The organism is Sulfuricurvum sp. RIFOXYD12_FULL_44_77, assembly GCF_001830725.1.
Taxonomy (GTDB): Bacteria; Campylobacterota; Campylobacteria; order Campylobacterales; family Sulfurimonadaceae; genus Sulfuricurvum; species Sulfuricurvum kujiense_A.
The window spans coordinates 1-7,179 of record NZ_MIBU01000124.1; the positions used below are offsets into that span (position 1 = coordinate 1).

10 protein-coding genes and 1 pseudogene are annotated in these 7,179 nt (G+C 45.8%); 5 read left to right on the forward strand and 6 right to left on the reverse strand.

Going from position 1 to position 7,179, the window contains the following annotated elements; translation table 11 throughout:
* The 5 genes from A2517_RS05245 to smpB all read left to right on the forward strand — a co-directional run.
* Positions 1-1,936 (forward strand): 3'-5' exonuclease (locus tag A2517_RS05245; RefSeq protein ID WP_294894840.1); only part of this gene is annotated, 1,936 nt, incomplete at its 5' end.
* Positions 1,937-1,942: 6 nt separating this feature from the next.
* Positions 1,943-2,764 (forward strand): tRNA pseudouridine(55) synthase TruB, encoded by an 822-nt coding sequence (gene truB, locus A2517_RS05250; protein WP_294894842.1) that lies wholly within the window; start codon positions 1,943-1,945, stop codon positions 2,762-2,764.
* The gene (gene csrA / locus A2517_RS05255; RefSeq protein ID WP_294894844.1) at positions 2,758-2,988 is read left to right on the forward strand and encodes a carbon storage regulator CsrA; all 231 of its coding nucleotides are present in this window, start codon (positions 2,758-2,760) and stop codon (positions 2,986-2,988) included. Before truB ends, csrA begins: the two co-directional genes overlap by 7 nt.
* On the forward strand, positions 2,985-3,752 hold the full coding sequence (locus A2517_RS05260; protein ID WP_294894846.1) for a 4-(cytidine 5'-diphospho)-2-C-methyl-D-erythritol kinase: 768 nt from the start codon (positions 2,985-2,987) through the stop codon (positions 3,750-3,752). The genes csrA and A2517_RS05260 overlap by 4 nt, the downstream gene beginning before the upstream one ends.
* Positions 3,753-3,754: 2 nt before the next feature.
* Complete coding sequence (gene smpB / locus A2517_RS05265; RefSeq protein ID WP_294894849.1) at positions 3,755-4,207, forward strand: SsrA-binding protein SmpB; 453 nt, start codon at positions 3,755-3,757, stop codon at positions 4,205-4,207.
* Positions 4,208-4,282: 75 nt separating this feature from the next.
* Here smpB and rplS read toward each other — a convergent pair whose 3' ends face one another.
* From rplS to A2517_RS05295, 6 genes and pseudogenes are all read right to left on the reverse strand, one after another.
* Entirely contained in the window at positions 4,283-4,642 is a 360-nt protein-coding gene (gene rplS / locus A2517_RS05270) for a 50S ribosomal protein L19 (RefSeq protein ID WP_294894851.1), read from the reverse strand.
* Positions 4,632-5,327, reverse strand: a complete 696-nt coding sequence (gene trmD, locus A2517_RS05275; RefSeq protein WP_294894853.1) for a tRNA (guanosine(37)-N1)-methyltransferase TrmD — start codon at positions 5,325-5,327, stop codon at positions 4,632-4,634. Before trmD ends, rplS begins: the two co-directional genes overlap by 11 nt.
* Positions 5,327-5,881: a ribosome maturation factor RimM gene (gene rimM, locus A2517_RS05280; RefSeq protein WP_294894855.1), complete on the reverse strand. Its 555-nt coding sequence runs from the start codon at positions 5,879-5,881 to the stop codon at positions 5,327-5,329. Before rimM ends, trmD begins: the two co-directional genes overlap by 1 nt.
* On the reverse strand, positions 5,862-6,101 hold the full coding sequence (locus A2517_RS05285; RefSeq protein WP_294894857.1) for a KH domain-containing protein: 240 nt from the start codon (positions 6,099-6,101) through the stop codon (positions 5,862-5,864). The genes rimM and A2517_RS05285 overlap by 20 nt, the downstream gene beginning before the upstream one ends.
* Positions 6,102-6,103: 2 nt before the next feature.
* The gene (gene rpsP / locus A2517_RS05290; protein ID WP_013459360.1) at positions 6,104-6,334 is read right to left on the reverse strand and encodes a 30S ribosomal protein S16; all 231 of its coding nucleotides are present in this window, start codon (positions 6,332-6,334) and stop codon (positions 6,104-6,106) included.
* 146 nt (positions 6,335-6,480) lie between these two features.
* Positions 6,481-7,179: pseudogene (locus A2517_RS05295) on the reverse strand (signal recognition particle protein); the annotation flags it as partial.

Here is a 7,179-nt window from a genome sequence, read left to right on the forward strand (position 1 = left end):
CACTCGTCTTGCTTATCTTCTCGATCATGTTGGGATACCCGCAGGCAATACTCTCACCCTCACCTTTACCAACAAAGCGGCTAAAGAGATGCGCGAGAGGGCGATGGGATTGATCTCTCAAAACTCTTTTCCTCCGCTGTTATGCACGTTTCATAAATTCGGTCTGCTGTTTTTAAAATTTCATATCCATTTGCTGGGGCGTGCCAATAATTTCGTTGTGATCGATACTGATGATAAAAAGAAAATTATCAAAAAGATCAATGCCGACCTTCCTACCGCATTGATTGCAAGTGAAATTTCTCGCTACAAAAACTCCCTCATTGACCCGACCGAAGCGTATACCCAAGCGGAACTCACCAACTACAAACATATTGCGAAAATCTATGAAGAGTACGAAGCCTATCTTCTTAAAAACAATCTCGTCGATTTTGACGATTTACTCTGCCTAACCTTTAAACTGCTCGACGAAAATCCCGATCTTTGTACTCAGACCTCTGAAAAATACCAATACATTATGATCGATGAGTATCAAGATACCAACGAACTTCAGCTCAGACTCCTCCAAAAGCTCTGCTCTACCCACAACAACCTCTGTGTCGTCGGAGACGATGATCAGAGTATTTACGGGTGGCGCGGCGCGCATGTGCGCAATATTCTTGAATTCGATCAAGATTTCGCCGACGCTATGGTGGTCAAGCTCGAACACAACTACCGTTCCACTCAGCCAATCCTCACCGTCGCAAACGCCCTGATAGAACATAACCGCTCCCGTTTAGGAAAAACCCTCCTCGCGACCAAAGAGGGAGGTGATGACGTTCAAACGATCACCTCGAACGATGAGAGTGAAGAGTCCAAAAAGATTGCAAAGTCCATTAAAGAGCTTATCACTAGCGGGGTTCGTCCGAATGAAATCGCCGTACTGTACCGAATCAATGCCCTCAGCCGATCACTCGAAGAGGGGCTGAACCGTGCCGGTGTTGCGTATAAACTCGTCGGCGGTTTGCGCTTCTATGACCGTGCCGAGATCAAAGATCTCATCAGCTACCTACGGGTCATCACCAATGTTCATGATAATTTCTCTCTAAAGCGGATCATTAACAAACCCAAACGGGGTCTGGGAAAAGCGACCATTGATAAAATAGAGCTCTCTTCTATTGAAGCCAGCAAATCCATGTTTGAATTTATCTCTACCCTCAGTGACAGTGAACTCGAAACACTGGTACGTAAAAAAAGTGCCGGTGAGTTGCGTGATTTCGTAGCCGAAATTCTCGAACTTCGCCGTGTTTCGGAAGAGGCGATTTACCGTTTTATTGATCTTTTGGAAGAGCGTTTCAAAATCAAAGAGACCCTAAAAGGTCTTCCCGATGAAGCGGAGAAAATCGCCAATATTGATGAATTTTACGGACTCTTTCGCGATTATGTCAAACAAAATCCCGAAAGCTCCCTCGCTGAGTTTCTGAATGATATTACACTGCAGAGCGAACAAGATCAGGTAGAGGGGGAGAGCATCTACATTATGAGCATCCACGCTTCCAAAGGGTTGGAGTTCGAACACCTCTTCGTCATCGGTTTGGAAGAGGGATTTTTACCGCTTATCGGTGATGGCAGTGACCTTGAGGAGGAGAGACGTCTGGGGTACGTCGCTATCACCCGCGCCAAAAGCAACCTTACCCTCTCAAATGTCAATAGCCGTTTCTACAAAGGACGACGTACCGAACTTCAAAAAAGCCGCTTTATCAACGAAGCGGGATTATGCGAAGGGTCATTGATTTTGGAGAAAAATACTTCGTATAAAAAAGGGGATTTGGTTCGTCATAAAATCTTCGGAGCGGGACGGGTTGAGGGGGTAAGCAAAGCGGGACGCGAATTTAAACTCAGCATCAATTTCGGCGGAAACAAACGGGATATTCTCGCCTCTTTCGTCGAAAAGCTTTAATTGCCTATGAATCGTCTTTTCGTAGCCTATAAACCCTCCGGTATTAGTTCTAACCAACTCTTAGGTCAGCTCAAACGCCGCTATAAAGTCAAAAAAGCGGGCTATTCCGGAACCCTTGATCCGTTTGCCAAAGGGGTCTTAATCATTGCGTTCGGAAATCACGGCCGATTGTTCCGTTTTCTCAACAAAACACCCAAGCGATACCGCGCAACCCTATGGCTGGGGGCTTATTCTCCCACCCTCGATATTGAGAAGATCGAAACGATAGAGGAGACACAACCTGTCGCGCTCGAGCAACTACAATCCATCCTCCACTCACTGCAAGGGGAGCTTACCTATCTCCCTCCCAAATACAGTGCGAAACGGATAGAGGGGCGCAGAGCGTATGAATTTGCCCGAGAAGGGAAAGAGGTCGATTTGCGAGCAATCACCTCGAGTATTTATGATCTCACCCTTATCCACTATTGTCACCCTTTTGTGACCTTTGAAGCAACCGTATCCGAGGGTACTTATATCCGCTCTCTGGGGGAAATGATTGCGGCTGGGCTGGGTGTCAGTGGCGCACTTAGTGCACTTGAGAGACTTAATGAGGGGCAATTTGTGTATGAAAACGAAAGAGAACTTGACATTAAAAACTCTCTCTCCCTCCCTAAAAACCGCTATAATGGCACAATACAAACGATCCTCTTAGGACAACCTCTGGTGCGCGAAGATTTCGATCTTCAAGAGGATGGAACCTACTGGATCGACAACGGAGATACGATCTCGATTCTGGAGATTGCCCCTGAGGGTGTCCGTTATATTCTCAATAAGGTTGAAGCATGCTGATTCTCTCCAGAAGAGCCGAAGAATCAATCATTATCGCCGATACAATCACCGTCAAAGTGGTGTCCATCGAAAAAGGGGTGGTCAAACTCGGGATTGATGCACCCCATAACATTCGGGTCTTGCGAAGTGAATTGGTTCGAGCCGTCGAAGATTCAAACAAAGAAGCATCGCTGGGTCATGACACGTCGCTTCTCCAACAACTTGCACAAAAACTAAAATTATGATCCGATATCGTGCCTACGCCAAAGTCAATATTTTTCTCAAAATCACCGGGATACGGGGAGAGTATCATACTCTAACCTCTCGCTTTATGCGCGTCAACACCCTTTTTGATACCCTTTGGTTTGAGCCAAAATCGATCCCGGAATTTGAAATACGGGGAAATTTCGACTGTGAGGTCCACTCCAATACTATCTACAAAGCGTACAAATATCTCCTCGCCGCTACCCACTCCGATACCCTCTCACAATGGATGGAACATCACGCGATTTGCGTTGAGAAACAGATCCCATCGTTTGCAGGACTCGGAGGGGGCAGTTCCGATGCCGCAACCTTTTTGCGGATGTGCAATGAAGAGCTTGAATTGGGGCTAAGTGTCGAAGAGCTAGCAAGGATCGGCTCATCCGTCGGTGCAGATGTCCCTTTCTTCGTCTACGGATATGAAAGTGCCAATGTCAGCGGCATCGGTGAGATTGTCGAACCCTACAATGAACCGTTGATTGATTTTGAAGTAACTACCCCTAAACTTCAAATCAGCACCCCTGCGGTCTACCGCTACTACCGTGAACACCGCTATGCCCCCATCACAGCCGAAGAGGCTTCACGACTCGAAGCGACCCCCTCACTAGAGATATTGGCTACCATTAACTCAAAAGAGGCAAACGATCTGTACAGTGCCGCCTTAGGATGTTATCCAGAGCTGCAAGAAAAAGAGGGGTGGTTTTTCTCGGGAAGCGGAAGCAGTTTTTTTAGGATCAAGGAACAATAACTATGGGCGAAAATATAGCCACCAATAAAAAAGCTTTTTTTGACTACTACATCGAAGAGAAATTCGAAGCGGGACTCGTCCTCAAAGGGTCCGAAGTCAAAGCGCTCCGTGCGGCACGGGTCAACCTCAAAGACGGCTTTATCAAAATCGTTCGGGGCGAAGCGTTTGTCTTTAACGTCCATATCGGCGTACTCGACACAACGCACCATTTTTACTCCCATGAAGAGCGTGGAAGCCGTAAACTTCTCCTGCACAAAAAACAGATTGAGAAGATGTTTAAAGCGGTCGAGAAAGAGGGATTTACCCTTGTACCTCTCAGTATCTATTTTAACGATAAAAACCTCGCCAAAATGCAAGTGGCTATTGTTAAAGGGAAAAAGCTCTACGATAAACGGGATGATTTGAAAGAGAAAAGTCTCAAACGGGATATGGAACGGGCATTAAAAGGGGAATAAGCTTAGGCTTGTTCGAATAAAAAAGATTGATGGGGAAGGTCATGAGTTTGCCGCAAGAGAGTGCGGCAAGGGGGATTATTTGCGACGAATTTCTTTAATACGTGCTGCTTTACCGGCAAGATCACGAAGGTAGAACAATTTCGCACGACGTACACGTCCACGGCGAAGAACTTCGATTTTCTCGAGGCTGTCGCTGTAGATTGGGAATACACGCTCGATACCGATACCGTTAGCACCGATTTTACGTACAGTAATAGTACGACCAGTACCTTCTCCACGGATAGAGATACAGATACCTTCATAATTTTGAACACGTGATTTTTCGCCCTCTGTAATGGTTACAGCAAGACGAAGTGTATCACCCGCGCGGAACTCAGGAACGTTTTTGTTAGCGATTTGTGCTTGCTCGAAACTTGCAATGTACTTATTTTTCATAAGATGTCCTTATTTTATGCTTTTGAAGCTGCTCCGGTCTGAAGTATTTTGTTTTGCATTCAGACAGAGACGATTTTAGTGCACGAATTTTACTGTGATTTCCCTTTAAGTATTCTGATGGAACACTCATATTCTCATAAACAGGGGGCTTTCCAAACGAAGGGGCTTCTAACAGTGGCGATTCGAAACTCTCATACTCCAACGATTCGCTGTTTCCGAGTACCCCTTCGATATTTCGGACGATCGCATCGGTCATCACCAAAGAGGGGAGTTCCCCTCCGGTAAGGACGTAATCGCCGATACTGAACACTTCATCACCAAAGCGTTCAACCACCCTCTCATCGATCCCCTCATACCGTCCGCTCACAAAAACCACATGGGATTTTGTTGCGAGACGCTTGGCATCGTTTTGGGTAAATTGTTTCCCCACCGGTGCCACAAAAATGATGTGAGAATCTTCAGGAAGTGAGCAAAGTGCATCAAACAACGGTTGAGGCGTCATTAGCATCCCTGCACCGCCGCCTGCGGCGGTATCGTCCACTTTATGATGTTTTGACGTACTAAAATCTCTGGGATTGAGATAATCGACTGAAAATTTTCCTGACTCGATACCCCGTTTGAGGATGGAGTCTTGAAAATATCCTTCGATCAGATTGGCAAAAATCGTTACATACGTAAAGCGCATTAGGATGCCTCTAACAGATCCAATCCGCCCTCTACGGTGATTATTTTACCCTTTGCATCGGCGTTTAAAACAAAACGATCGATATAAGGGATTAAAAAGGTAGCAGGAAGCTCTTTGGCAACCAAAGCGCTATCGGTTGCCACGAGTAGATAATCCAACGGTCCGATACGTTCGATCTCTTGAACTTTTCCCAAAAGGATCTCCCTCTCCATAACACTAGAACCCAGTAAATCAAACCAGAAAAACTCCCCCTCACCCAGATTACAACGCTCACGCGTCGCTTCAAAAGTGGTGAAAAGTTTTGCGTTGGTAAGGGCTTTGGCCGCTTCGGGAGAATCGATCCCTTTGAGATGAACCAGTTCACGATCGGGATTATAAGAGACGAGAGTGATCTCTTTGCCGTTTTCAAGGGTGAATGAGGCATTAGGAGCGAATTGTTCAGGGAAATCGGTGGAGAGGTTAAGTTTCATATCCCCTTTTAAGCCGACAACTCGGCCCAAAGTGGCGACATGGAGTAAATCCTGAGGGGGTGAATTACGAAAGCGGTTCGACATTGATTCGGTAACTTTTTCCGTCTTTGGCTTTGCAACCGGAGATGACAGTTTTGATCGCACCGATCATTTTGCCCTCTTTACCGATTAGCTTGCCTACATCCGCTTGATTAGCGTACAAAACGATTTCGGTCACTTCGTCGCCTTCATTAGACTCTACCCGAATCTCTTCGGGATAAGACGCTATTAACTTAGCAAAACCTGCGACGAAGTCCGCAACCATCATTATTTACCGGTAATTTTTTTAACGCGGTCTGACATTTGAGCACCAACGCTCAACCAGTAGTTAAGACGCTCTTCATCTACTTTGGTAGTGATAGGGTCTGTCATTGGGTTATAGTACCCGATCAATTCGATCCAACCGCCGTCGCGACGTTTGCGACTATCGGTTACCGCGATACGGTAGAAAGGTTGTTTTTTGCGACCCATACGGGTTAAACGGATGACTGTTGCCATTGTGTGTCCTTTAAATGTTGTTTTGCACCAAGAAGTTTAGAAGAGTGTTTTACCCACAAAAGTAAAAGAAAAACCTCTAAGCTTCTTCAAATGCTAAGTACTAAACTCATTCGTGAGTACAGTACTTAACATTTTGCTTGGCAAAGTTAACGCGGCAACCGCGCACCTTGCATCTGACCCATCATGCTCTGAAGGTCTTTCATACCAGATTTACCGGAGAATCGTTTTGCCATTTTAGAGGCATTTTTAAATTGTTTTAAAATACGGTTCACTTCGATAATATCCAAACCACACCCTTTTGCCAAACGAGCTTTTCGGCTGTTATTTAAGAGTTCTGGGTCTTCACGCTCTTTCACCGTCATCGATGAAACGAGGGCTTTGATCTGTTTGAGCTGGCTAGAGTTTTCCAAATCGAAATCTTTAAGCGCAGAGGCCATTCCGCCCATTCCGGGGATCATCCCCATAATGGATTTCATGCTCCCCATTTTTTTGAGGCTCTCCATCTGCTCTAGGAAGTCGTTAAAGTTGAACTCCCCTTTTTTGATCTTTTTGGTAAGGGCTTTCGCTCTTTTTTCATCAATAACCGATGCAGTTCGCTCAGCAAGACCTTCGATGTCACCCAATCCCATAAGACGGTTGACGATACGATCAGGGAGGAAAATTTCGAGATCTTCCATTTTCTCGCCCGCACCGATAAAGCGAAGCGGTACTTGAATCTGAGAAGCGATACCTAAAGCAACGCCCCCTTTTGAATCCCCGTCGTATTTGGTAAGGATAACCCCGTCGATGCCGATTTTTTCATTAAAGGTACCTGCGGTACGAACCGCATCTTGACCACTAAGTGA